Annotated in this window: 26 protein-coding genes and 1 pseudogene; 3 read left to right on the top strand and 24 right to left on the bottom strand. The window is 40.5% G+C overall.

Features of this window, described 5'->3' with window-relative positions:
* From rpsQ to DBR40_RS20930, 13 genes are all read right to left on the bottom strand, one after another.
* On the bottom strand, window positions 1-255 hold the full coding sequence (rpsQ, locus tag DBR40_RS20990) for a 30S ribosomal protein S17 (RefSeq protein WP_010599901.1): 255 nt from the start codon (window positions 253-255) through the stop codon (window positions 1-3).
* 13 nt (window positions 256-268) lie between these two features.
* Complete coding sequence (gene rpmC, locus DBR40_RS20985; protein WP_124561702.1) at window positions 269-481, bottom strand: 50S ribosomal protein L29; 213 nt, start codon at window positions 479-481, stop codon at window positions 269-271.
* Window positions 482-554: 73 nt separating this feature from the next.
* Window positions 555-977 carry a 50S ribosomal protein L16 gene (gene rplP, locus DBR40_RS20980; protein WP_113951798.1) on the bottom strand — a complete coding sequence of 141 codons (423 nt, stop codon included), beginning with the start codon at window positions 975-977 and terminating at the stop codon, window positions 555-557.
* 40 nt (window positions 978-1,017) lie between these two features.
* Window positions 1,018-1,860, bottom strand: a complete 843-nt coding sequence (gene rpsC, locus DBR40_RS20975) for a 30S ribosomal protein S3 (protein ID WP_124561701.1) — start codon at window positions 1,858-1,860, stop codon at window positions 1,018-1,020.
* A 7-nt stretch (window positions 1,861-1,867) separates the two neighbouring features.
* Entirely contained in the window at window positions 1,868-2,227 is a 360-nt protein-coding gene (gene rplV / locus DBR40_RS20970) for a 50S ribosomal protein L22 (protein ID WP_124561700.1), read from the bottom strand.
* Window positions 2,228-2,234: 7 nt separating this feature from the next.
* Window positions 2,235-2,501 carry a 30S ribosomal protein S19 gene (gene rpsS / locus DBR40_RS20965; RefSeq protein ID WP_010599906.1) on the bottom strand — a complete coding sequence of 89 codons (267 nt, stop codon included), beginning with the start codon at window positions 2,499-2,501 and terminating at the stop codon, window positions 2,235-2,237.
* Window positions 2,501-3,325, bottom strand: coding sequence for a 50S ribosomal protein L2 (rplB, locus tag DBR40_RS20960; protein WP_124561699.1), 825 nt, complete (start codon window positions 3,323-3,325; stop codon window positions 2,501-2,503). The genes rpsS and rplB overlap by 1 nt, the downstream gene beginning before the upstream one ends.
* A gap of 20 nt (window positions 3,326-3,345) precedes the next feature.
* Window positions 3,346-3,636, bottom strand: a complete 291-nt coding sequence (gene rplW, locus DBR40_RS20955; protein ID WP_025145221.1) for a 50S ribosomal protein L23 — start codon at window positions 3,634-3,636, stop codon at window positions 3,346-3,348.
* Window position 3,637: 1 nt separating this feature from the next.
* Window positions 3,638-4,267, bottom strand: a complete 630-nt coding sequence (gene rplD / locus DBR40_RS20950) for a 50S ribosomal protein L4 (RefSeq protein WP_090765858.1) — start codon at window positions 4,265-4,267, stop codon at window positions 3,638-3,640.
* Window positions 4,268-4,271: 4 nt separating this feature from the next.
* The gene (gene rplC, locus DBR40_RS20945; RefSeq protein ID WP_124561698.1) at window positions 4,272-4,889 is read right to left on the bottom strand and encodes a 50S ribosomal protein L3; all 618 of its coding nucleotides are present in this window, start codon (window positions 4,887-4,889) and stop codon (window positions 4,272-4,274) included.
* 172 nt (window positions 4,890-5,061) lie between these two features.
* Window positions 5,062-5,457 carry a DUF1634 domain-containing protein gene (locus DBR40_RS20940; RefSeq protein WP_124561697.1) on the bottom strand — a complete coding sequence of 132 codons (396 nt, stop codon included), beginning with the start codon at window positions 5,455-5,457 and terminating at the stop codon, window positions 5,062-5,064.
* Window positions 5,457-6,290 carry a sulfite exporter TauE/SafE family protein gene (locus DBR40_RS20935; protein ID WP_124561696.1) on the bottom strand — a complete coding sequence of 278 codons (834 nt, stop codon included), beginning with the start codon at window positions 6,288-6,290 and terminating at the stop codon, window positions 5,457-5,459. Before DBR40_RS20935 ends, DBR40_RS20940 begins: the two co-directional genes overlap by 1 nt.
* A 182-nt stretch (window positions 6,291-6,472) precedes the next feature.
* Window positions 6,473-7,729: a prephenate dehydrogenase gene (locus DBR40_RS20930; protein ID WP_124561695.1), complete on the bottom strand. Its 1,257-nt coding sequence runs from the start codon at window positions 7,727-7,729 to the stop codon at window positions 6,473-6,475.
* A 171-nt stretch (window positions 7,730-7,900) separates the two neighbouring features.
* Between DBR40_RS20930 and DBR40_RS20925 the strand changes: the two genes are divergently transcribed.
* Window positions 7,901-8,512: a hypothetical protein gene (locus DBR40_RS20925; protein ID WP_124561694.1), complete on the top strand. Its 612-nt coding sequence runs from the start codon at window positions 7,901-7,903 to the stop codon at window positions 8,510-8,512.
* Window positions 8,513-8,669: 157 nt separating this feature from the next.
* Here DBR40_RS20925 and DBR40_RS20920 read toward each other — a convergent pair whose 3' ends face one another.
* From DBR40_RS20920 to DBR40_RS20895, 6 genes are all read right to left on the bottom strand, one after another.
* Complete coding sequence (locus tag DBR40_RS20920; RefSeq protein WP_124561693.1) at window positions 8,670-9,557, bottom strand: PorP/SprF family type IX secretion system membrane protein; 888 nt, start codon at window positions 9,555-9,557, stop codon at window positions 8,670-8,672.
* 4 nt (window positions 9,558-9,561) lie between these two features.
* Window positions 9,562-10,065, bottom strand: coding sequence for a gliding motility-associated C-terminal domain-containing protein (locus DBR40_RS20915; RefSeq protein WP_124561692.1), 504 nt, complete (start codon window positions 10,063-10,065; stop codon window positions 9,562-9,564).
* Between the two features lie 5 nt (window positions 10,066-10,070).
* Window positions 10,071-12,542, bottom strand: a complete 2,472-nt coding sequence (locus DBR40_RS27160; RefSeq protein WP_124561691.1) for a hypothetical protein — start codon at window positions 12,540-12,542, stop codon at window positions 10,071-10,073.
* 287 nt (window positions 12,543-12,829) lie between these two features.
* A complete protein-coding gene (dgt, locus tag DBR40_RS20905) occupies window positions 12,830-14,173 on the bottom strand; it encodes a dGTP triphosphohydrolase (protein ID WP_124561690.1) in 1,344 nt (447 codons plus the stop codon).
* Window positions 14,174-14,272: 99 nt separating this feature from the next.
* On the bottom strand, window positions 14,273-15,043 hold the full coding sequence (locus DBR40_RS20900) for an SDR family NAD(P)-dependent oxidoreductase (RefSeq protein WP_124561689.1): 771 nt from the start codon (window positions 15,041-15,043) through the stop codon (window positions 14,273-14,275).
* 18 nt (window positions 15,044-15,061) lie between these two features.
* Window positions 15,062-17,671: an MGH1-like glycoside hydrolase domain-containing protein gene (locus DBR40_RS20895; RefSeq protein WP_124561688.1), complete on the bottom strand. Its 2,610-nt coding sequence runs from the start codon at window positions 17,669-17,671 to the stop codon at window positions 15,062-15,064.
* Between the two features lie 158 nt (window positions 17,672-17,829).
* On the opposite strand from DBR40_RS20895, the gene DBR40_RS20890 reads away from it, so the two are divergent.
* Together DBR40_RS20890 and DBR40_RS20885 are read left to right on the top strand one after the other, a co-directional pair.
* Window positions 17,830-18,210, top strand: coding sequence for a hypothetical protein (locus tag DBR40_RS20890; protein WP_124561687.1), 381 nt, complete (start codon window positions 17,830-17,832; stop codon window positions 18,208-18,210).
* 11 nt (window positions 18,211-18,221) lie between these two features.
* Window positions 18,222-18,416 carry a YtxH domain-containing protein gene (locus tag DBR40_RS20885; protein ID WP_124561686.1) on the top strand — a complete coding sequence of 65 codons (195 nt, stop codon included), beginning with the start codon at window positions 18,222-18,224 and terminating at the stop codon, window positions 18,414-18,416.
* A gap of 318 nt (window positions 18,417-18,734) precedes the next feature.
* On the opposite strand, the gene DBR40_RS20880 is transcribed toward DBR40_RS20885, so the two are convergent.
* The 5 genes and pseudogenes from DBR40_RS20880 to DBR40_RS20860 form a co-directional block, all read right to left on the bottom strand.
* Complete coding sequence (locus tag DBR40_RS20880) at window positions 18,735-18,980, bottom strand: hypothetical protein (protein WP_124561685.1); 246 nt, start codon at window positions 18,978-18,980, stop codon at window positions 18,735-18,737.
* A gap of 96 nt (window positions 18,981-19,076) precedes the next feature.
* A complete protein-coding gene (gene rpsJ, locus DBR40_RS20875; RefSeq protein ID WP_008244591.1) occupies window positions 19,077-19,382 on the bottom strand; it encodes a 30S ribosomal protein S10 in 306 nt (101 codons plus the stop codon).
* Between the two features lie 140 nt (window positions 19,383-19,522).
* Window positions 19,523-21,637, bottom strand: a complete 2,115-nt coding sequence (fusA, locus tag DBR40_RS20870) for an elongation factor G (RefSeq protein ID WP_124561684.1) — start codon at window positions 21,635-21,637, stop codon at window positions 19,523-19,525.
* A gap of 130 nt (window positions 21,638-21,767) precedes the next feature.
* Window positions 21,768-22,235, bottom strand: a complete 468-nt coding sequence (gene rpsG, locus DBR40_RS20865; RefSeq protein ID WP_025145241.1) for a 30S ribosomal protein S7 — start codon at window positions 22,233-22,235, stop codon at window positions 21,768-21,770.
* Window positions 22,236-22,252: 17 nt separating this feature from the next.
* Window positions 22,253-22,364, bottom strand: a pseudogene (locus DBR40_RS20860) (30S ribosomal protein S12); the annotation flags it as partial.

Below are 22,364 nucleotides of genomic sequence, written 5' to 3'. Positions count from 1 at the left end.
TTATTTAGCTCTTTCTAAAATTTGTACCAATCTCCAGTTCTTGTTTTTACTCAAAGGACGAGTTTCCATAATCAATACTGTATCGCCGATACCGCATTCGTTTTTCTCGTCGTGAGCCATAAATTTGGTAGTTTTCTTCACGAACTTACCATAAATCGGGTGTTTCACTTTACGTTCCACGCTCACTACAACAGATTTATCCATCTTGTTGCTTACCACTAACCCGGTTCTTGTTTTTCTTAATTGTCTTTCCATGTCGACTCTCGAATTATTTAGTTTCAGTAGCTGACTCAGTGTTTTTCACTTTAGTCAACTCAGTGTTTAAACGGGCTATGTCTTTCCTTACTTTTGCAATGCGCGAAGGATTTTCGATAGCTGAAATAGTGTGAGCGAACTTCAATTTTGATAAGTTCTCTTTTTCTTCCGCAATCTTAGCTATTAATTCTTCTTTTGAAAGCCCTGTGATTTCTGAATTTTTCATTTTTCTTTTTCTTTTACGTTGAGTGTAGCGGTTATAATAAACAAGTATTTACAACATTCACCTCAACACTTTACTATGCTTCTACGTAATCTCTACGTACTACGAATTTGGTTTGGATTGGTAATTTCTGAGCTGCTAAACGCAATGCTTCTTTAGCAATTTCTAAAGGCACACCTTCAGCTTCGAAAATTACACGTCCAGGTCTTACAACTGCTACCCAATACTCAGGAGCACCTTTACCTTTACCCATACGTACCTCAGCAGGTTTTTTAGTTACCGGTTTGTCAGGGAAAATTCTGATCCATACTTGACCTTCACGTTTCATGAAACGTGTTACGGCAATACGGGCAGCCTCTATCTGGCGACTTGTGATCCAAGTTGCTTCTAAAGATTTGATACCGAAAGATCCGAATGCTAATTCAGCTCCACGAGAAGCTAAACCCTTCATTCTGCCTTTTTGCATCTTCCTGAACTTCGTTCTTTTTGGCTGTAACATTTTATTTTGTTCTAATCGTTAAACGATGTTAATAAATCAATTATTTACGAGGACCTCTGTTAGCGCCTGCGCCACCACCTCTGTTTGCACCACCTTGGCCTGGACCACGACCACCGCCTTGGTTTCCACCACGTCTGTCGTTACCGCCACGGTTATCTCTTCCACCACCTCTGTTATCTCTTCCACCGAATGCTGGTTTCTCTGACTGGCCTTTTGGACCGTTGTTTGTCGAACCGATGTTTGGAGACAAATCACGTTTTCCATAAACCTCACCTTTACAAATCCATACTTTAATACCGATTTTACCATAAGTGGTTAAAGCTTCAGCTAAAGCATAGTCGATATCAGCACGGAATGTATGCAAAGGCACTCTTCCTTCTTTGTACTGCTCAGTACGTGCCATCTCAGCACCACCTAAACGACCAGAAGTCATGATTTTGATACCTTCAGCACCCATACGCATGGTTGATGCGATAGAAGATTTCATTGCTCTACGGAATGAGATCCTTGCTTCTAATTGTTTTGCAACACCTTCTGCAACTAATTGTGCATCAAGTTCAGGGCGTTTAATTTCAAAGATGTTAATCTGAATTTCCTTTTTAGTTAATTTCTTTAACTCTTCTTTGATTTTATCAACCTCAGCACCTGCTTTACCGATTACGATACCCGGACGAGCTGTGTGGATAGTTACAGTGATACGTTTTAACGTACGCTCGATAACTACTTTTGCAACACCGCCTTTTGCGATACGGGCAGAAAGGTATTTTCTTATTTTCTCATCTTCAACTAATTTATCGGAGTAGTTGTTGCCACCGAACCAGTTAGAATCCCATCCTTTGATAATTCCTAACCTGGCACCTATTGGATTTGCTTTTTGTCCCATTTCCTAATTAGTTTTGAGTTTCTGTATTTTTACTATCTACAATCAGCGTTACGTGGTTAGAACGTTTGCGAATTCTATATCCACGGCCTTGAGGAGCTGGACGTAAGCGTTTTAACTGACGGCCACCATCAACCATAACTGTTTTTACAAAAAGTTGGTTTTCTTCAGGGCGGGCACCTTCATTTTTAGCTTCCCAGTTTTTAATAGCAGATAATAATAATTTCTCAACTCTTATTGCTGCTTCTTTGTTGGTAAACTTTAAAATGCTTAATGCTTTCTCTACACGTTCACCTCTGATAAGATCTACAACCAAACGCATCTTACGCGGTGAGGTTGGACAATTGTTTAATTTTGCTATTGCTTCCATTGTCTAATTATTTTTTCTTTTCAGCGTGTCCTCTGAATGTTCTGGTTGGAGCAAATTCTCCCAACTTGTGACCAACCATGTTTTCTGTTACGTACACAGGAATAAATTTATTACCGTTGTGTACTGCAAATGTATGATTAACGAAATCTGGTGAAATCATTGATCTACGAGACCAAGTTTTGATTACAGACTTTTTGCCTGAATCATTCATAGAGTTTACTTTTTTCTCTACGTTATGGTCAATATAAGGTCCTTTTTTTATCGAACGAGCCATTATTTCTTCCTTCTCTCTATGATGTAACGATTAGAATATTTTTTAAGTTCTCTGGTTTTGTAGCCTTTAGCTAAAACGCCATTTCTTGAACGTGGGTGACCACCTGATGATCTACCTTCACCACCACCCATTGGGTGATCAACAGGGTTCATCGCTACCGGTCTAGTTCTCGGACGACGGCCCAACCAACGTTTACGACCAGCTTTACCTAATACTTCGTTTGCGTGATCTGAGTTAGATACAGCACCGATAGTAGCAAGACAAGTAGTCAGGATTAAACGGGTTTCGCCTGAAGGCATTTTCAAAGTAGCATATTTACCATCGCGGGCAGCTAATTGTGCGTAAGCACCTGCACTACGAGCCAATTGTGCTCCTTTTCCAGGGTGAATCTCCACGTTGTGGATGATAGAACCTAATGGAATGTTCGATAATTTTAAAGTGTTACCTACTTCTGGAGCTGCAGTATCGCCCGATAATAATACCGAACCAACTTGCAATCCTTCAGGAGCAATGATATAACGCTTCTCGCCATCAGCATAGTGTAATAATGCGATGCGGGCAGTACGGTTTGGATCGTATTCTACAGTAGCAACTGTAGCAGGAATATCGAATTTATCGCGTTTGAAATCGATAATACGATAAGATTTTTTGTGACCACCACCCATGTAGCGCATGGTCATCTTTCCTGTATTGTTACGTCCACCAGACTTTTTTGATGATGCAACCAATGATTTTTCGGGCTTGGTTGCTGTAATCTCCGTAAAGCTAGCACCAACTCTGAAGCGGGTACCTGGAGTAACTGGTTTAAATTTTCTTAAGCCCATAGTTATAATGAATTATTAAATTAAAGGGTTGCGTAATAATCTATTGTTTCGCCGTCTTTCAACGTTACGATTGCTTTTTTGTATTTCGGGCTACGACCTGATACAAAACCTGCTTTAGTGTAACGAGATTTAGCTTTTCCATCAACAACCATAGTGTTAACTGCAACGATGGTTACACCGTACAATTTCTCAATAGCTGCTTTGATCTGGATTTTGTTAGCCTTGTGGTTAACGCTAAAAGTGAAACGGTTAGATTTCTCAGTTAAAGCTGAAGCTTTTTCGGTTAATATTGGTTTTTTTAAAATTTCCATATTACTTGGCAAATGCCTCCTCCAAAGTTTTAACAGAATCAGCAGTTAACACAAGTACACCAGCGTTTAATACATCATAAGTATTCAAATCTGCTGCAGAGATTACTTTAGTTTTCTGAACGTTTCTGCTTGATAAATAGATATTATTATTTTGTGCAGGTAAAACCAACAAAGTTTTTTGAGTATCTACTTTTAAAGCAGCCAATAAACTTGTAAAGTTTTTAGTTTTAATTGTATCGAAGCTGAAATCTTCTAAAACTACCACGTTGTTATCTTTTGCTTTATAAGCTAAAGCTGATTTACGTGCTAATGATTTTAATTTCTTGTTCAATTTAAAACTGTAATCACGTGGCTGAGGACCGAAAACACGACCACCACCGTTAAATAACGGAGATTTAATGCTACCAGCACGGGCACCACCTGTACCTTTTTGTTTGTATAGTTTACGGGTCGAACCAGCAATCTCGTTACGTTGTTTAGATTTGTGAGTACCCTGACGTTGGTTAGCCAAATACTGTTTTACATCTAAATAAATCGCGTGGTCGTTAGGCTCGATACCAAATACCGATTCAGGAAGTTGCACCTTGGCACCTGTTTCTTTACCTGAAATGTTTAATACTTTAACTTCCATCTGATTATTTGTCTAAGATTACGTAAGAACCTTTAGCTCCTGGAATGGAACCACTAACTACTAATAAGTTTTGCTCAGCGTAAACTTTCAAAACCTGTAAGTTTTGAATTTTCACTCTGTCTCCACCTGTTCTTCCTGCCATGCGCATTCCTTTGAATACACGTGAAGGGAATGATGATGCTCCCAATGAACCTGGGGCACGTAAACGGTTATGCTGACCGTGAGTCTGCATACCAACACCGGCAAATCCGTGGCGTTTTACAACACCCTGAAAACCTTTACCTTTTGAGGTACCTACAACATCAACAAAATCGCCTTCTGCGAATGCATCTACAGTTACAACATCACCTAAGTTAAGTGCAGTTGTAAATGAGTTGAATTCTACCAGCTTGCGTTTCGGAGTTGTGTTTGCTTTCGCGAAATGGCCTTTCAATGGTTGAGTTGTGTTTTTCTCTTTTTTCTCATCGTAACCCAGTTGGATTGACGAGTAACCATCTACTTCTTCGGTTTTTACCTGTGTAACTACACAAGGTCCAGCCTCGATTACCGTACAAGGAATGTTTCTTCCTTCGGCATCAAAGATACTGGTCATTCCTACTTTTTTTCCAATAATTCCTGACATTTTATCTTTTAATTTTAACACCCATCGAAGCAGTAGGGCTTCGTTCAAGGTGGTTGTACATCCCCCGAAAGGGACGGCAAAGATAGACAAGAATTATTAATTTTCAAATAGTTAGCGAAATATTTTTTCAAATAAATTGCTGATATGATGCGATTTAACTTTAAAAGTAGTGTTAATGAGCTAAACCACCATTTAAACTGATAGTTATAATCGCTAAAATGATAAATCCGATAAGCACATATAGGTAATCGCGCTCTATTAAAAAGCTAAAAATGGCGAACACAATCCGGGCTATCGGCGTGAATATCAGCATCAATATGCCAAATTGCACTACTGCATCGCCCTGAAAAGTAAGTACACCTTTGAATATGGCTGCTATCGACGAAAATTTAGCCAGCTCGGGTTTAAAAACTTTATAGTCGGTAATTACACCTTTGTTATGGCTCAGGAAAATTACCCCGCCTATTAGCACAATACCCATCGAAATAATTACGCCTGCACGCAAAAGTGTACCCAGTATTAGCTGAATATCTTTATCTTTTATGTTTTCCTTATTGGCTGTGTTCATTACAATCCGCTTATTCCTTTATAAATCATTTGCATAGCCAGAAATGCAACCACCACCGCAAACACAATTTTAAGCTTATCGGTTTTGGTTTTCAATAAAACTTTCGAACCCACCGTAGCACCGGTTAAAACGCCAATACAAACCGGCATGGCGATACCTGGATCGATTTGACCACGATGTAGGTAAACCACCGCACTGGCCGCTGCAGTAACGCCCATCATAAAATTACTGGTAGTGGTCGATACTTTAAAAGGCAAACGCATAATGTTATCCATCGCAATTACTTTTAAAGCTCCGCTTCCAATACCCAGCAAACCAGATAAGGTTCCGGCAAAAAGCATCATAAAGAAACCGCCGGGTATGTGCTTTACCGCATAGGCATGCTCTGTTCCCCTGTCGGGATAAGATCCGTTCAATTTAAAAAACCTGGCCCATTTATCGGTATCATCTAAAGTAGTATGGTCTACTTTCTTCTTCAAAGTCATGATGGCCGAAAAGATAAGGATACAGCCAAATAGAATGGCAATGTAGTTGGCATTTAGGTAAACGGCTACAATTGCGCCACAAATGGCACCAATGGTAGTGGCTATCTCTAAAAACATACCGATACGGATATTGGTAATCCCCTCTTTAACATAAGCTGCCGCCGAACCCGATGAAGTAGCAATAACCGAAACAATAGATGCACCAATGGCGTAATGGATATCTACCCCCAAAGCCAAGGTGAGTAAAGGGATAATAATTACGCCTCCGCCCAAACCCGTTAACGAACCCAGTAATCCGGCCAAAAAAGCACCTAATAAAACGATTATGGTAAACAGCAATACCGACATGCGGGCAAATATAATGTACTGTTTTTGGGGAAACGAAGGATTAAGGGAATAAAATAAAGTCTATATATTAAGGGGATAAAATAGAATTTTGAGATAAAATAACCGTCACCCTGAATTTATTCAGGGCCTCTGGAGAAGTGAGCTGCTGAAATAAATTCAGCATGACGTGAACTTATGCTAATCTATTTACCAAGTCTCTTAATCATTTCCGCACTTAAATCCCTGCCATCATTCAGCCGGTTGGCAAAAAACGATTTGGCGGCTTCAAAATGTGCTTTATAGCCATTAATATCGCCATAACCAATTATTGAAGCCCACTCGTGCACAGCAGTATGGAATTCGAGGTCATCGCCGCGAATGGATTTATCGTACAAAGCCGTTTGGATCGATTCTTCGAGCATTTCTTTGTTTTTGAAAAGATACTCGGCAATACCCAGTCTCAGTTTAAACGGTGGGGTTTGGCAAATCAGGTTATCGTAAGGGTTTACTCCCATTTTATACCAAGCATACACCATACTTAGCAAACTTAAATGCGAATTGGGTTTCTGTTTATGGTCTGCATCCGAAAGACTGAATTCTTTCATGATGTTATCGTCAAGCAGCAACAACTGGCGGCTTTCGTGAAACACAAAATCGCGGGCAGCATAAATTTTCTCCCTGAACTCGACTTCATTTTCGCAGATCATGAGTTTATAGAGTTCAGATTCGGCCTGGGCATAATATTTTACCTGCTTTTGCGCATAAGGGTTTAATATGGCCAAACCAGCATAGATGTGAGATTTGTAGCTAAAAATCCTTAGCGTGGTTAAAATCTTTACATTATCAATCCCTCCCGCATAGGCAGGGTTATCCCATGGGAAAAAACCGGCATTTTTCCAGGCAGAGCCCATGCTTTCGAAACCCATGTGGGTAACGGCCTGTGTATCGGCCACAATGCGGTCGTGCTCGCGGTAATCGTCCATCTCAATGATGTTCGACTTTAAAGATTGATAAATTTCCAACGCTTTAGCGTAAACCTCATCGGTAGCACGGTGGCGCACCACCACCAGGGTCTGCCCCTCCGGACTAAAAGCCGGGCCATGCAAAGAATGGCAGGTTACAATCTGGGTGTCGGGCGGAAGGTGTTTTTCAAAAGCGGCAATTTCGGGATGTTTAACTGATGTTTGGCCCGAAACAATTGCACCATATTTGGTAGAGCGTGCAAAAGTAGCCACCACTTCATCAATTTTTTCGGCTTCAACGCAGTAAATTATAAAATCAGATTTGCGTGCCACTTCATGCCCATCGATTAAGACTTCAATTCCTTTAGGCTCGAGCTCATTTTTTAAATCTGTAAAACGCAAAGGCATATCTGCCCCGCATACTTTATAACCAGCGTTTACAAACGATACAGCATACAATTTGCCCATATCGCCTAAACCAATAATTCCTATTTGCATGAAACAAATGTAACCTATCGCACATAATTTTATAATAAAACTTCGATAAAATTGTTATTTAACATGTTAAACACAAACATATTTGTCTTTCACCCCTAAACTTCACATAAAAATATTAACCGGGAAATGGATAAAAATGTAGTTTTACACGATAACACCTATATTTAAACTATGCAAAAAATTAAACACACCCTACTGTTTTTAGGCGCTATGCTATTTGTAAACTTTGCGTTTGGGCAAACTTTACCTGACACGACAAAGAATACAGACCCATCATTAAATGGCCAGTATCAGTTCATGTTAAAGAAATCGAAAAGCTTCAATGGTGCAAGGCTGATTAACCCCAACCGGTTATCGTCTTTATGGAAAAGTGTTAACGATACGCTACGGAAAGAACGTAAGCAATTGCAGGAAGCCAGACAAGAAATTAAGGCCCAGGCTGGTAATATTTCGAGTTTAAAAGGCGAGGTTACCGGAAAAGAAAGCTCGCTGGTTACAGCCAATGCTTCGGTTAACGAAATTAAGTTTTTAGGAATTGCTTTCGATAAGGGCACCTATAACACCATTGTTTGGTCAATTATCATTGTACTGGGCCTTGGCCTGGCCTTTATTATTTTCCAATCGGGTAAATTAAGGCACGAAGCCAAATACCGTACGGAGCTTTACCAGGAAGTGGCCGATGAATTTCAGGCACACAAGGTTAAGGCTAAAGATAAAGAGATGAAACTTGCCCGTGAGCTGCAGGATGAGCGTAATAAATGGGACGAAGGCAGAGGCAGATAACTTGGTCTAATTGATTGAATTTTGAATGATTGAATGATTTAGCGTTACTCAATCATTCAAAATTAATTTTGTCCAATCACAGATCTCTCCCCGCCTGTACGGGCAGGCATTCCGCTACGCTCAGTCGAGATGACGTGACGAGTCTAAGGATCGGGATTTAATTCTTCAAGCTATACTTCAATCCAACCTCAAACTCTCCATTACTGTAATTCTGCATTTTTGAAGTATTGGTTGTGTACTGAAATAAAATAGAAAACTGATTTTTATAGTTAGCACCAAAGCCTCCGGTAAAGCTATTGGTACTGTGGTAAATGCCATTCAACATCAATTTTTGATCTAAAAACTGAAGGTTTACCCCTGCATCAAAAATACCATCATAGTTCTGCACCCCACGATAAACCAATTTAGGTTCAATGCTGTTGATTAGCTTATCGGTAGTAAACTTATAGCCAGCGGCCAGAAAATAGATAGACCGATCAACAACGTTTCTAACCTGATCTCTTTTAAAAAACCTTTTCAGGTTGGGCAAAGCGCCCTGAATAGTTAATTTATCTGTACGGTATGCTACACCGAAATCGCCATCCAGATATAATTTACGGTCGTTAAAACTATTGAGTACATCATCGTCGAGATCTCCCTTTACCTTACCAAAATCTACCCACTCGTTCATAATCCCTGCCGACAAACCAAAATCGATAAATTCGCTGCCACCGTTTAAAGGTAAATGATATGCATAAGTTACCGTTGCCCTTGTGCGGTTAATGGCACCGGCACCTTCGTTATAAAAAAGCATCCCCAAGCCCACCTTATCATTTTGCAGACCGTAATCGCCGGTTAAATACTGAATGCGGGGGCCACCATCTACCCCCGTCCATTGGGTTTTGAGGGCAGCATTGAGGTTCAGTCCTTTCTCTACACCAGCCATTGCCGGATTGGCCAAAAACTGGTTCTGGTAATAAATGCTCCCCATGGGGTTGAGTTGGGCGAATGCCGGTATCGCAAATAAAAACAACAGCCCTGCTAAAATACTTTTCACTCTTCTCATGCTGTTACTTTTTATATAAAATAGATATAAACCCTTTAACAGTACCTTCGGCGCCTAAATCGAGTATGTAATAATAGGTATCTTCGGCAAGGGCCGATCCGTTTACATAGCCATCCCAGTTGTTCTTGTAATTTACTGCCGAATAAAGCATCCGCCCTCCCCTGTCGAAAATAGTGAGCTTATTGTTGGGGTATTTCTCCAGGCCTTTAATCACAAAAAAATCGTTCTTACCATCGCCGTTTGGCGTAAGGATATTATTTACAATGCTTACCTGCGCCTGGGTATCGATAATTAGAAAAGGCTGTAAAAATCCTTGTGTTAAACTGGTATTGGTAACCTGAAAAGATTGAACCAATACCATTTCGCCAATGCTGAAATCGTATAACTGGTTATTGATTTTACCATAACCGCTTGCCGAATTAAGCACATAAGGTAAGCTTTGCGCTTTAACCCCGCGACCAAAAAAGAGAAGCACCAGAAAAACAAACAGGCAATATGTTCTTTTCATCGTTCTTAATTTAAAGAGATCCAGGCCGAGCCATCGCTTTGGATGGTATATGCTTTTGCACCGCTAATGGTGGTAATAGTTGTATCGTCGTTCATGGTAATGGCATTGTTTAAGGTAACATTACCTGTTGACAAGGCTTTTACGATAACATAAATCCTGCCCTTGCAGGTTGATGCCCCGGGCAAATTTAAAGTAACCGGAAGTCCGGCATTTTTTAGCCTCACGGTATAATGACTGGCATCAAGCGATAACGTTCCGCCTGTGGTATAGGTTAAAATACTTGCCGAAACCGAGCCATTTACGTTTAGCGTGCTGGCACTTGCCGGAGCATAGGTGGTTGATATAGCTGCATTACTGCCATTGAGGGTTAAAGTTCCGCCATCTGCAGTCATGCTACCCGCAATTAGCGGATAGATTGTATTGGTATTGGCAATGGCCAAGATGTTATTTGCACTGGTACTGGCGCTGCCAGCGTTGCTACCAATAAAAATGTTTCCCGAACCATTGTTTTTTGATCCGGCAGCATAACCTACGGCCGTATTGTTATCGCCATTACTAGCCTCTAAAGCCAAACTACCAATAGCTGTATTGTTAATGCCGCTACCGTTAGCCATTAAGGTATGGGTACCAAATGCACTGTTGTTCGAGCCTACTGTACTTATACTTAAAGCCTGCGAACCAAAGCCACTGTTGTTGATACCACTGAAACTCCTTTGCAACACCAGATAACCAAAAGCACTGTTTTCGTAACCTGAAATGTTTAACGAAAGCGCCTCTTTACCAAATGCACTGTTGTAAAAGCCCGAAACATTGCTTGCAATGGTTTTATAGCCGTAAGCAACATTGCTTTCTGCCGAATTGCCCAAACGACCCGATTTTTGTCCGTTTACCAAAAAGTTAATGGCCACATCATCGGTATTACCTAAAAAATTATTGGTTTGATCTACATTCCCCGTATTCCCTTTTAATGCCCAGGCATTTGCATTGGCAAATAAAGTACGGCTAATTAATTCGGGTTTACCTGTAATGGCATTGGTAATGTATACTTTGTTAGCATCGGCAATACCAGCAGTCGTTAGTTTTGCAACGGTTACGGATGCATCGGTCAGTTTTGATGTGGTTACCGAACCATCTGCCAGCTGCAGAGTATTCACTGCTGCATCATCGATATTTACTGTTTTAACTTCTTTGTTGCCAATTTTTACGGAGGTAACCGCCGCATCGGCCAGTTTTGGTGTAGTAACTGAACCATCTGTCAGTTGCAGGGTATTCACTGCTGCATCATCAATATTGATATTTTTAACTTCTTTATTTCCGATTTTTACTGAAGTAACTGCCGCATCAGCTAGTTTTGGAGTAGTAACCGCACCATCTGTCAGTTGCAGGGTATTTACTGCTGCATCGCCAATATTGATATTCTTTACTTCTTTATTGCCAATTTTCACCGAAGTAACTGCTGCATCAGCCAGCTTGGGCGTGCTTATGGCTCCATCGGTTATTTTTAATGTGGTAACGGCAGCATCGGCCAGTTTAACGGTTGTTACTGCGCCGGCATTAATATCAATAACCACATCTTTCAGCAAGGCTGAAGTACCGTTGGCACTAACAGCTAAATCGGTAGAGGTTAAACTTTTGGCTCCAGCCAGTTGGGCAACATCTAATGTAACCGGTTTCCAGGCTGTTCCATCGAACAGTAAAACCTGGTTATTGGCTGGTATAGCTACACTTAATGTTTTCCCCTGTAAATTCGCAATAGTGGGATTGGGATAATTACCTGTTAAATCACCTCCTGCAACCCCGGTTGAAGGTCCAACCGACCCTACCGGACCGACATCTCCTTTATCGCCTTTTACACCTTGTATGCCTTGAATTCCAGCGGGGCCTGTAACGCCGGGATCTCCTTTAGCACCAGTTGCTCCCTGTGCACCGGTAGCACCGGTTAAACCAATCGGGCCTTGAGCTCCTGTTGCCCCTGCAACACCTGCCGGCCCCTGAGGTCCGGCAACTCCTGCTACACCTTGCGTGCCTGCAGGACCTGTTGCCCCGGTATCGCCTTTTGATCCAGCAGGGCCATTAGCTGCATACAATGCATATGGAACACTCAATAACTGAGCTGTTCCGGCTAAACTAAAGTTGGTTCCATTATCGGGATCGATTTCTACTTTTACAAATTTTAATCCGCTAGCCCAGGTTACCCCGACCAGAGTACCGCTTACCGAAGTTGCCCCGCTCGAGCCAATTGCTACTGCATAAAGCCCGTAAGCATTGGTTACCACATTTCTGACTTCGCTGTACTGCGCAGTTCCGGTTGATGATCCATCCAGTATACTGATTCGCAGCGATATGCTCTTGTTTGCCAGTGGTGTACCATTAGCATTCCTTGCTGCTCCCTGATAGTTAAATTGCTGTGGCGCCTGCGCCTTAACAGCCAGTGCCAGGCCGAAGCTCAGCAATGCGATAAGTAAAAGTTTTTTCATGAACCGGGATGAGATCTAAATTGCAAGGCTTCAAACAAAAAATAAGGGCCTTACGTTCAAATCTACTAATTAGTATATCCCGTTATGTCTACTTTACACAAAAGACTATTCACCAAGACAACGCAACACTCAAAATACTGACAATCAACACGATAATCAGTATCTTATTTTGTATTTTTACACCAACACCCTATTTTTGGGATATTTTCGTTCTGAAAACAGAAGAAAAAACACTTCAAATACTGCATTCAGGCTATATTTACCGACAATAAGCGTTACATCAACCGTTAAGTTTCTGAAGGAAAAGATATTCCCTTAATGTTGCGATACAAATCAACCGCGTATAAATCGGTCATTCCCGACACAAAATCCAGCACACTCTGAATAATAGAATAGATATCGGTTAAATCGGTATGATATTGTTTGGGAATAAGCTTAACCAATTTTTTATAGTAGTGGGTATTGTTGTGGATCAATGCCGGAACAAACTCTTCCAATAAACCAGCCATAATTTTATAACCAGCTACTTCTTTCTGAATCACTGACGAGAAATTATAGATACGCTCTACAGATATTTTTTCGACTGCTTTCCAGGCCGACAAATAAGGTTCGGGGATCATATCGGTTAAACTCTGGTTCAGTTCGCCACGCAATAGCCTTTCTTGCTCGTTAAAAAAGATACCTGCACATAAATTGGTTAATGTATTAATGGCTTTTGCTCTTAGCAAACCAATTTTTGCATCATCATCTTCATAATCATGTTTCAACCGGTCTTTGATGGTTTTAGAATTTGCAAAAGGCAACAGGTAATTTTTTACTTCCTCGTACGAAAGGATTTTTAAACGGTGGGCATCTTCCAGATCGATAATACTGTAACAAATATCATCAGCAGCCTCAACGAGATAAACCAATGGATGGCGTTTGTAAATGAGGTATTCGCTTTGTTCCTGCTCTAGCTTAAGCTCGGCAGCAATCTTTTTAAAACTATCTTCTTCTGATTGAAAGAAACCATATTTTTTACGGTGCAACAATCCTTTCTGCTTGCCTGCAATAGAGGCACACGGATATTTGGCTATTGAAGCTAAGGTAGAATAGGTTAATGCATAAGCATCGTTACCCTTGCCTTTTAACGGATGGGTAAGAATGCGGATGGCATTGGCATTTCCTTCAAAATTAATTAAATCGTGCCATTGTGCCTCGCTCATTTCTTTCTGGTAAACTTTACCGTCACCATCGGTAAAATAGCGCGAAATTGCAGCTTCGCCCGAGTGACCAAAAGCAGGATTGCCTAAATCGTGGGCCAATGCAGCAGCGGCCACAATATTACCTACTTCGTTAATTAAAGGAACTTCTTTAATCAGGGCAGGGTTATGCTCCTCAACACTTTTAAGAAAAATATTGGCCATGGAGCGGGCAACACTCGCTACTTCTAAACTATGGGTTAGGCGGTTGTGCACAAAAACACTCCCTGGCAATGGAAAAACCTGGGTTTTATTTTGCAATCTTCTAAAGGGAGACGAAAAAATCAGGCGGTCGTAATCGCGCTGAAAATCTGAACGGGCTCTGTCGGTGCTGGCACCGTATTGTTCTTGTCCAAACCTTTTATTCGAAAGTAAATATTTCCACTCCATTGCTCAGTTTAATTTTGGGCGAAGTTAAGGATTAGCGGGATTTAATAAAACCTGAGGACAAACTTTCTAAACCGGTTTATATTGGGAGTATAAGCTCTCCTACTGTTCTTCGTAATGATAAGTCAATCCGCCATCAACAAAATAAGTTGAGCCCGTAACATACCGGGCATCATCAGAAGCCAGAAAAGCCACAATGCCTGCAACATCTTCGGGCGTACCCAGCTTTTTCATCGGAATATTGTCCAATAACTTTGCTAACTTCTCCTTATCGTTTAAAAGCGATTTATTGATGGGTGTAGCGATAGCACCCGGTGCCACATTATTTACCCTGATATTGAAAGGAGCCAGCTCTGTTGCAAGGTTACGGGTTAACATTTTTAAGGCACCTTTACTGGCACAATAAGGTGCAAAATGCGGAAAAACGATTTCTTCGTGCACCGAACTCATATTTACAACTACTCCAGCAATCTTGTTGGCTATACAGTGTTTAACGAAAGCCTGGGTACCAAAAAACAGTCCTTTTAAATTGGTGTCCATTACCAGATCAAAATCGGCCTCTGTTACCTCCCAAAAGTTATGGTTCTTTTCAACACCCGCATTGTTTACCAAAATATCCAATTTGCCGTATGCTTTTATGGCATTGGCAACTAAACTGGTTACACTTTCTACCTGACTAATATCTGCTTCTAAAAAAACAGCTCGTCTGCCCAGGGCTTTAATTTCGGCAATTAGTTTTTCGCCACGTTCATCCAGCTTTCTTCCGTTTAAAATAATATCGGCACCTTCGGCTGCTAAACGTAAGGCGCATGCAGCACCAATTCCCTGACTGCTACCTGTAACTAAAGCTACTTTATTCTTAAATCTTTCCATTATCTGATCATTAACTGATTATAAAAGTGCCACTAAAGCCGTCCACCCGGTTTGATGACTTGCACCTAAACCTTTTCCATTATCGCCGTTAAAATATTCGTAAAACAGCATATAATCCTTAAAGTGTTCATCGTGGTTAAACTTTGCGCACCCACCAAAAACAGCTCTTTCTCCCTTTTCGTTTTTTAAAAAGATATTTTTTAACCGTTTACCCAATAAATCGGCTATTTCAGCAAGCGAATAATAGGTATTGCTACCTGTTGGATATTCTACCCTAAAATCGTCGGTGTAATATTCGTGAAAATGCTTCAGTGCATCAATCAACAGGTAATTAATGGGAAACCAAATGGGGCCTCTCCAGTTGCTGTTGCCGCCAAACATACCCGTATCGCTTTCTGCCGGAATATATTTAACAGAATAATCGTTACTATTTAACCAATAACTGTATGGCTCAGTTTCATATTTCTTCGAAATAGAACGGATACCGAACTCTGAGAGGAACTCAGTAGTATCGAGCATACGGCGCAATAACATTTTCATGCGGTGGCCGCGCAACAGCGAAAATAAATGTTTATCGTTACCGCTTTTATCTTCCCAATGGCTCACCAGCTGTACCAAATCGGGTCGTTGAAGCATAAAAGATGCTAGCCGATTTTTAAGTTTAGGTAAATCTTTCCAATCCTGATCGCTAAAAACAATGACAGCAAACATCGGAATCAAGCCTACCAGGGTTCTGAGCCTTAGCCTATCCCAACCACCATCGGGTTTGCGGAGTAAATCGTAATAAAAACCGTCCTGGTCATCCCATAAACCGGTATGGTACTCGCCCATGTTATCAATAGAACCTGCAATAAACAAAAAGTGTTCTGAAAACTTAATGGCCATATCTTCATAAACCGGATTGTGCAGCGCGAGTTCGATACTAATCTGCAGCATATTTAAAGCGTACATTGCCATCCAGCTGGTACCATCGGCTTGCTCTAAAAAGCCACCACCTGGCACCGGCTCGCTCCTGTTAAACACCCCTATGTTATCTAAACCAAGAAAACCGCCTTCAAAAATATTATTACCCTCGCTATCCTTTTGATTTACCCACCATGTAAAATTAAGCAGCAGCTTCTGAAAAACTTCTTCCAGGAATTTCAGATCACCCTTTCCTTTATTTTTTTTATCCATAATGTAGACCTTGTAAGTGGCCATGGCATGTACCGGCGGATTGGTATCGGTAAAATCCCACTCGTAAGCAGGCAACTGCCCGTTGGGGTGAATATAATTATTGCTAACCAGTAACTTCAGCTGCTGTTTGGCAAAATCAGGATCGATGGGTGCCAGCGCAATACAATGAAAGGCAAGGTCCCAGGCGGCAAACCAGGGATACTCCCACTTATCGGGCATCAGAATAATATCGGCTGCCATAAAATGGCTCCAATGAAAGTTACGTCCGCAAGCCCGCTTTACAGCTGGTTTTGGTAAACCTGTATCGCCCTTTAGCCAAACATTTACATCATAGTTGTAGTATTGCTTGTTCCAAAGTAAGCCCGCCCAGGCCTGGCGTTGCAGCTGTTGCTCCTCTTCACTGCTATTGGCCTTGTATTTATTGGCATAAAACTCATCTGCTTCTTTTTTCCGCAAATCAAAAATCGCATCAAAATTTTCGAAAGGTTTTTCGATTGGTTTAATGGACAGCCTAAGCTTAAAACTCAGACTTTGTTTTGCGGGTACAAGTTTATGGTAATGTACCGCTACCTTAGTTCCGCTCTTAGCCGGATTTACTTCGTTTTCTTTGCCGTTAACAACGTAATTATTAATGCCATCCTTTACATAAGGCGAAACATTGGCCGATTGATACAAACGCTCATTGTTGCTTTCGTTATTGGTAAATAAAAAATCAGGATCACCATCTGCATAGGCGTACATTTTGCCCTGCTTTTCTGAATGGAAAAGTAACTCGTTTTCGCCTAGATAATTTATAGCGGGTTTGGCAACGCTCCCCTCCCAACTCCAGTTGTTGCGGTACCACAACTGAGGTAACAAATGAATTTCTGCATCTTCGTTACCGCGATTACTAACGGAATAATGTACTAAAATATCGTCTTCTTCATTTTTGGCGTAAGTGATAAACACATCAAAATATTTATCCTGATCAAAAATTCCGGTATCTATGAGTTCAAATTCTGGGTCTTGCCTTGTTCCCCTGGCATTTTCGGTTAACAGTTGCGTATATGGAAAAGCTGATTGTGGGTATTTATACAACATTTGCATGTAGGTATGCGCTGGTGTATTATCCAGATAGTAATAAATTTCCTTTACATCTTCTCCGTGGTTACCTTCTCCATTGTTTAACCCGAAAAGACGTTCTTTTAAAATGGCATCCTTACCGTTCCAAAGTGCAAGCCCCAAACATAACAATTGCTGATCGTCGCTAAAACCTGCCAACCCCTCTTCTCCCCATCTAAAAGCCTTGCTTCTGGCGCTATCGTGTGTAGTATAGCTCCAGGCATCGCCATTATTACTGTAATCTTCGCGTATGGTTCCCCATTGCCTTTCTGATATATACGGTCCCCATTTGAGCCAGTTTGCACGGCTTTGGTACTGTGCGTCAATTCTACTTTGTTCGGCATTTGCCATAAGGAATGTTTAAGATTTTTAGGCCTAAATTAATATGTACGTTAAATATCAAATATTTAATGCATTAAATATTAAAAGTTATGTCAGGAAAACGCCAACAAAAATCAAACCTTTTAATTAATGAAACGTTCTATATACAAATATTCAATGGCAGGATTATGAAAACGAGTATCTATAATAAAGCAGAGCATTTGGAAGGTTATATAGGTAAGGAAGGCAACAGTGAAGAAAAATCGGAAGTGCAAAAAGCTTATGAAGCCGGCAATAAGGGCAATGAAGTAACTAGTTTTGGTAAAGAAACCATAGCGCGGTACAATGCAGAAACCATGCACCTTGATAAAACAATGCCCAGGGATGGGTTCGACAATACGGGTACGCAGGGCGCCGATTCATTGAGCGACGATGCTTACAACAGCCCGGATAAGCACCCCACAGTAAAAAGTGCCGAAAGCCATACCGGCAGCTCATCTGAAGATTTTAAAACTAAACCGGGCATTAATGAGGCCGATGAGGATCATGCGCTAGATACCGGAATATAAAAAATAAAGCTATGGGACTACTAAAATACGCCATACTGGGTACAGCAGCTGTATACGGGTTAAAATATCTGACTAAGAAAAGGAGCGCTGATGGCAAATCTTTGGCAGATGATATTAAAACGAAAGCCAGCATATACCTCAACCAAGCGAGTAATTTCGGTGAAAGAGTAAGGCACGACTACAGGCAAACCAGCGATCTATACTGACAGGATTTGAAAGTTTACAGACACAAAAAATTGATATATATCAAGATATTTATCAATGAGAACTTGTAAATTGATGAGATGTTTGTGAAATTTGCGCTGCTGTAGGATTCGCGACAAAGATTAACTAAAAAGATCATTAACAACTAAAATTTAAGGGCATTTTGCTACTTGATTAACGCAATTCAGTTGTGGAATTCTACTTAATTTCCATCTACCGGAAAAGCATTAAAAATTTAAAAGGGATTATTCTTTACGGATATTCCCTTTTTAATTCGGGATAGTACAAATGTTATATTATAACGGTTAACAAGCCATTTGCTATCTTACACCTTTGCTCTGGTTGTTTCGGGGATTGCTATCTACATCATTTTTATCAGATCCGTTTCTTTCTCTATGCTGAGGCGGGTTTTCCATCCTGCTTTTTTCGAGCTCAGAAAAATCACCATCTTTTTGATTAGCCACTTCGCCATGCGATGGCTGTTTTTTATTTGCTGTTTCATCTAGGTTGGCAAAATCCTGCCCAATTACCGACGGGTCGTTTTCTGTTTTTACTTGCTTTTTCATATCAGTAAAACCACGAAATAAAGCTTTTGTTCTAAAATGCGGGCACAAAAAAAGTCCTGGCTTACACCAGGACTTTCTCATTTCTTTTAAAATCAATTAAACTTTGATTTCAACTTCAACACCGCTAGGTAATTCAAGTTTCATTAAAGCATCAACTGTTTTAGAGTTAGAGCTATAAATATCCAATAAACGTTTGTAAGCGCATAATTGGAATTGCTCTCTAGCTTTTTTGTTTACGTGTGGAGAACGTAATACAGTAAAGATTTTTTTCTCTGTAGGAAGTGGAATTGGACCACTTACAACTGCACCCGTAGGCTTAACAGTTTTTACGATTTTCTCAGCAGATTTATCTACTAAGTTGTAATCGTAAGATTTTAATTTAATTCTGATTCTTTGGCTCATCTTGTTTTTAATTATGGTTTCCTGTTAGAGCTATTAACAACAGAAACCGGATTTATCTTAGTGTGATTTCACCGATTTAATGATTACACCGATTTCAGTTATCCATCGGTGTAATCTCATTAATCTGTGTAATCCTTTTATTAGTCTTCAGATTTAACTCTTCCTTTAGATTTCGCTACTACTTCGTCCTGTACGTTTTTAGGCGCTGGCTCATAGTGATCGAATTCCATTGTAGAAGTTGCACGGCCTGAAGTGATGGTACGTAACTGAGTTACATAACCGAACATTTCTGAAAGTGGCACCAATGCTTTGATAACCTGTGCACCGTTACGGGTATCCATACCTTGTAACTGACCACGACGACGGTTCATATCACCGATAACATCACCCATGTTTTCTTCAGGGGTTAAGATTTCGATTTTCATGATTGGTTCCATCAACGAAGGTTTACATTTAGGTAAAGCCTCACGGTATGCCATACGGGCAGCAAGCTCGAATGATAAAGCATCTGAATCGACTGCGTGGAATGAACCATCAATCAAACGTACTTTCATATCAGGAAGCGGGTAACCAGCTAATACACCGTTCGCCATTGCAGAAGCAAATCCTTTCTCAACTGAAGGGATAAATTCACGAGGAATTGAACCACCTACAATTTCGTTTACAAACTGTAATCCGCCTTTTTCAAAATCTGCATCAATTGGAGAGATAACAACTTTGATATCGGCAAATTTACCACGACCACCTGATTGTTTTTTGTAAACTTCGCGGTGTTCCGTAGTACCGAAGATAGCCTCTTTGTATGCTACTTGTGGCGCACCTTGGTTAACCTCTACTTTAAATTCGCGTTTTAAACGGTCAATTAAGATATCTAAGTGAAGCTCACCCATACCAGAAATTACAGTCTGACCAGTTTCCTGATCTGTTTGTACTCTGAATGTAGGATCTTCTTCAGCCAGTTTAGATAAGCCCATACCTAATTTATCAACGTCAGCCTGAGTTTTAGGCTCAATAGCTAAACCGATAACCGGATCAGGGAATACCATCGACTCAAGAACGATTGGGTGTTTCTCATCACAAAGGGTATCACCAGTTTTGATATCTTTAAATCCAACTACAGCAGCAATATCACCGGCAGCCACGTTAGGCACAGGGTTTTGCTTGTTAGCGTGCATTTGGAAGATACGTGAAATACGCTCTTTACTTTCTGAACGGGTATTGTAAATGTAAGAACCAGCTTCCAAGTTACCTGAATAAACACGGATAAAGCATAAACGACCTACAAATGGGTCAGTTGCAATTTTAAATGCTAAAGCTGCAAATGGCTCATCAATACTTGGTTTCAATAAAACTTCTTCGTTAGTATCAGGGTTAGTACCTACAACACCTTCTGAATCTAAAGGTGAAGGCAATAACTCCATTACATAATCCAACATGGTTTGAACACCTTTGTTTTTGAAAGATGAACCACACACCATAGGAACGATTTTAGCATCTAAAACAGCTGCACGTAAAGCATCTAAAACTTCACGCTCAGTGATGGTTTCAGGAGCATCGAAGAATTTCTCCATTAGAGACTCATCATAATCAGCAACTGATTCTAATAATTTCTCTCTCCACTCAGCAACCTCATCAATCATATCATCAGGAATTGGCACTTCAGTAAAGGTCATACCTTTATCGTGCTCGTTCCAAACGATACCACGGTTGTTGATCAAATCAACCACACCTTTAAACTGATCTTCAGCACCGATAGGTAATTGCAAAGGAACTGCATTACTACCTAACATATCTTTAACCTGCTTAACAACTTTTAAGAAGTCAGCACCAGAACGGTCCATTTTGTTAACGAAACCGATACGGGCAACATTATAGTTGTTAGCTAAGCGCCAGTTAGTTTCTGATTGAGGCTCAACACCATCAACAGCAGAAAACAAGAACACTAAACCATCTAATACACGTAACGAGCGGTTTACCTCTACGGTAAAATCCACGTGTCCCGGTGTATCGATAATGTTCATGTGATAGTTCTGGTTTCTGTATTTCCAGTTAACTGTTGTTGCAGCAGAAGTAATGGTAATACCACGCTCTTGCTCTTGTGCCATCCAGTCCATTGTTGCAGCACCTTCGTGCACCTCACCAATTTTATGACTTACACCAGCATAATAAAGGATACGCTCAGTTGTGGTAGTTTTACCAGCATCAATGTGAGCCGCAATTCCAATATTTCTTGTAAATTTTAAATCTCTTGCCATGTTATGTTTTTGATTTATCTGATTTTAAATGATTGCACCGATTATGTAGAAACAAATCGGTGCAAATTATCTAATCAGTATAATCTTCTAATTAAATCTGTGTAATCTTACTAGTCTGTTAATCCTAAAACTAGAATCTGAAGTGAGAGAACGCTTTGTTAGCCTCAGCCATTTTGTGCGTATCTTCTTTCTTCTTAACAGCAGCACCTTCACCTTTAGCAGCAGCTACGATTTCACCAGCTAATTTCTCTTTCATGGTTTTTTCACCACGACGACGAGCGTATAAAATTAACCATTTCATACCTAAAGCTGTTTTACGCTCTGGTCTAACCTCAGTTGGAACCTGAAAGTTAGCACCACCAACACGACGAGATTTAACCTCTACAGCTGGCATAATGTTAGTTAATGCACGTTTGAATACCTCTAAACCGTTTTCACCTGCTTTTTTCTCAGCAATTTCAACAGCATCGTAAAAGATTGAGTAAGCGATAGATTTTTTTCCATCGTACATCATATTGTTTACAAAACGAGTTACCTGAACATCATTGAATTTTGGATCAGGAAGAATAATTCTCTTTTTTGGTTTTGACTTTCTCATTTCTTATTTCCTCCCGATTATTTCTTTTTACCTTTTGTTGGCGCCGCAGCTACTTGTCCTGGTTTAGGGCGTTTAGTACCATATTTAGAACGACGTTGGTTACGACCAGCTACACCTGATGTATCTAAT

This window comes from Pedobacter sp. KBW01 (assembly GCF_003852395.1).
Classification (GTDB): Bacteria; Bacteroidota; Bacteroidia; order Sphingobacteriales; family Sphingobacteriaceae; genus Pedobacter.
The sequence above is the reverse complement of the archived record's forward strand: the minus strand, read 5'-3'. Positions and strand labels throughout refer to the sequence as shown.

What these genes read in the sequence shown, in the direction of transcription:
- rpsQ (WP_010599901.1), bottom strand. Translation starts at nt 255, where the DNA reads ATGGAAAGACAATTAAGAAAAACAAGAACCGGGTTAGTGGTAAGCAAC.
- rpmC (WP_124561702.1), bottom strand. Translation starts at nt 481, where the DNA reads ATGAAAAATTCAGAAATCACAGGGCTTTCAAAAGAAGAATTAATAGCT.
- rplP (WP_113951798.1), bottom strand. Translation starts at nt 977, where the DNA reads ATGTTACAGCCAAAAAGAACGAAGTTCAGGAAGATGCAAAAAGGCAGA.
- rpsC (WP_124561701.1), bottom strand. Translation starts at nt 1,860, where the DNA reads ATGGGACAAAAAGCAAATCCAATAGGTGCCAGGTTAGGAATTATCAAA.
- rplV (WP_124561700.1), bottom strand. Translation starts at nt 2,227, where the DNA reads ATGGAAGCAATAGCAAAATTAAACAATTGTCCAACCTCACCGCGTAAG.
- rpsS (WP_010599906.1), bottom strand. Translation starts at nt 2,501, where the DNA reads ATGGCTCGTTCGATAAAAAAAGGACCTTATATTGACCATAACGTAGAG.
- rplB (WP_124561699.1), bottom strand. Translation starts at nt 3,325, where the DNA reads ATGGGCTTAAGAAAATTTAAACCAGTTACTCCAGGTACCCGCTTCAGA.
- rplW (WP_025145221.1), bottom strand. Translation starts at nt 3,636, where the DNA reads ATGGAAATTTTAAAAAAACCAATATTAACCGAAAAAGCTTCAGCTTTA.
- rplD (WP_090765858.1), bottom strand. Translation starts at nt 4,267, where the DNA reads ATGGAAGTTAAAGTATTAAACATTTCAGGTAAAGAAACAGGTGCCAAG.
- rplC (WP_124561698.1), bottom strand. Translation starts at nt 4,889, where the DNA reads ATGTCAGGAATTATTGGAAAAAAAGTAGGAATGACCAGTATCTTTGAT.
- DBR40_RS20940 (WP_124561697.1), bottom strand. Translation starts at nt 5,457, where the DNA reads ATGAACACAGCCAATAAGGAAAACATAAAAGATAAAGATATTCAGCTA.
- DBR40_RS20935 (WP_124561696.1), bottom strand. Translation starts at nt 6,290, where the DNA reads ATGTCGGTATTGCTGTTTACCATAATCGTTTTATTAGGTGCTTTTTTG.
- DBR40_RS20930 (WP_124561695.1), bottom strand. Translation starts at nt 7,729, where the DNA reads ATGCAAATAGGAATTATTGGTTTAGGCGATATGGGCAAATTGTATGCT.
- DBR40_RS20925 (WP_124561694.1), top strand. Translation starts at nt 7,901, where the DNA reads ATGCAAAAAATTAAACACACCCTACTGTTTTTAGGCGCTATGCTATTT.
- DBR40_RS20920 (WP_124561693.1), bottom strand. Translation starts at nt 9,557, where the DNA reads ATGAGAAGAGTGAAAAGTATTTTAGCAGGGCTGTTGTTTTTATTTGCG.
- DBR40_RS20915 (WP_124561692.1), bottom strand. Translation starts at nt 10,065, where the DNA reads ATGAAAAGAACATATTGCCTGTTTGTTTTTCTGGTGCTTCTCTTTTTT.
- DBR40_RS27160 (WP_124561691.1), bottom strand. Translation starts at nt 12,542, where the DNA reads ATGAAAAAACTTTTACTTATCGCATTGCTGAGCTTCGGCCTGGCACTG.
- dgt (WP_124561690.1), bottom strand. Translation starts at nt 14,173, where the DNA reads ATGGAGTGGAAATATTTACTTTCGAATAAAAGGTTTGGACAAGAACAA.
- DBR40_RS20900 (WP_124561689.1), bottom strand. Translation starts at nt 15,043, where the DNA reads ATGGAAAGATTTAAGAATAAAGTAGCTTTAGTTACAGGTAGCAGTCAG.
- DBR40_RS20895 (WP_124561688.1), bottom strand. Translation starts at nt 17,671, where the DNA reads ATGGCAAATGCCGAACAAAGTAGAATTGACGCACAGTACCAAAGCCGT.
- DBR40_RS20890 (WP_124561687.1), top strand. Translation starts at nt 17,830, where the DNA reads ATGAAAACGAGTATCTATAATAAAGCAGAGCATTTGGAAGGTTATATA.
- DBR40_RS20885 (WP_124561686.1), top strand. Translation starts at nt 18,222, where the DNA reads ATGGGACTACTAAAATACGCCATACTGGGTACAGCAGCTGTATACGGG.
- DBR40_RS20880 (WP_124561685.1), bottom strand. Translation starts at nt 18,980, where the DNA reads ATGAAAAAGCAAGTAAAAACAGAAAACGACCCGTCGGTAATTGGGCAG.
- rpsJ (WP_008244591.1), bottom strand. Translation starts at nt 19,382, where the DNA reads ATGAGCCAAAGAATCAGAATTAAATTAAAATCTTACGATTACAACTTA.
- fusA (WP_124561684.1), bottom strand. Translation starts at nt 21,637, where the DNA reads ATGGCAAGAGATTTAAAATTTACAAGAAATATTGGAATTGCGGCTCAC.
- rpsG (WP_025145241.1), bottom strand. Translation starts at nt 22,235, where the DNA reads ATGAGAAAGTCAAAACCAAAAAAGAGAATTATTCTTCCTGATCCAAAA.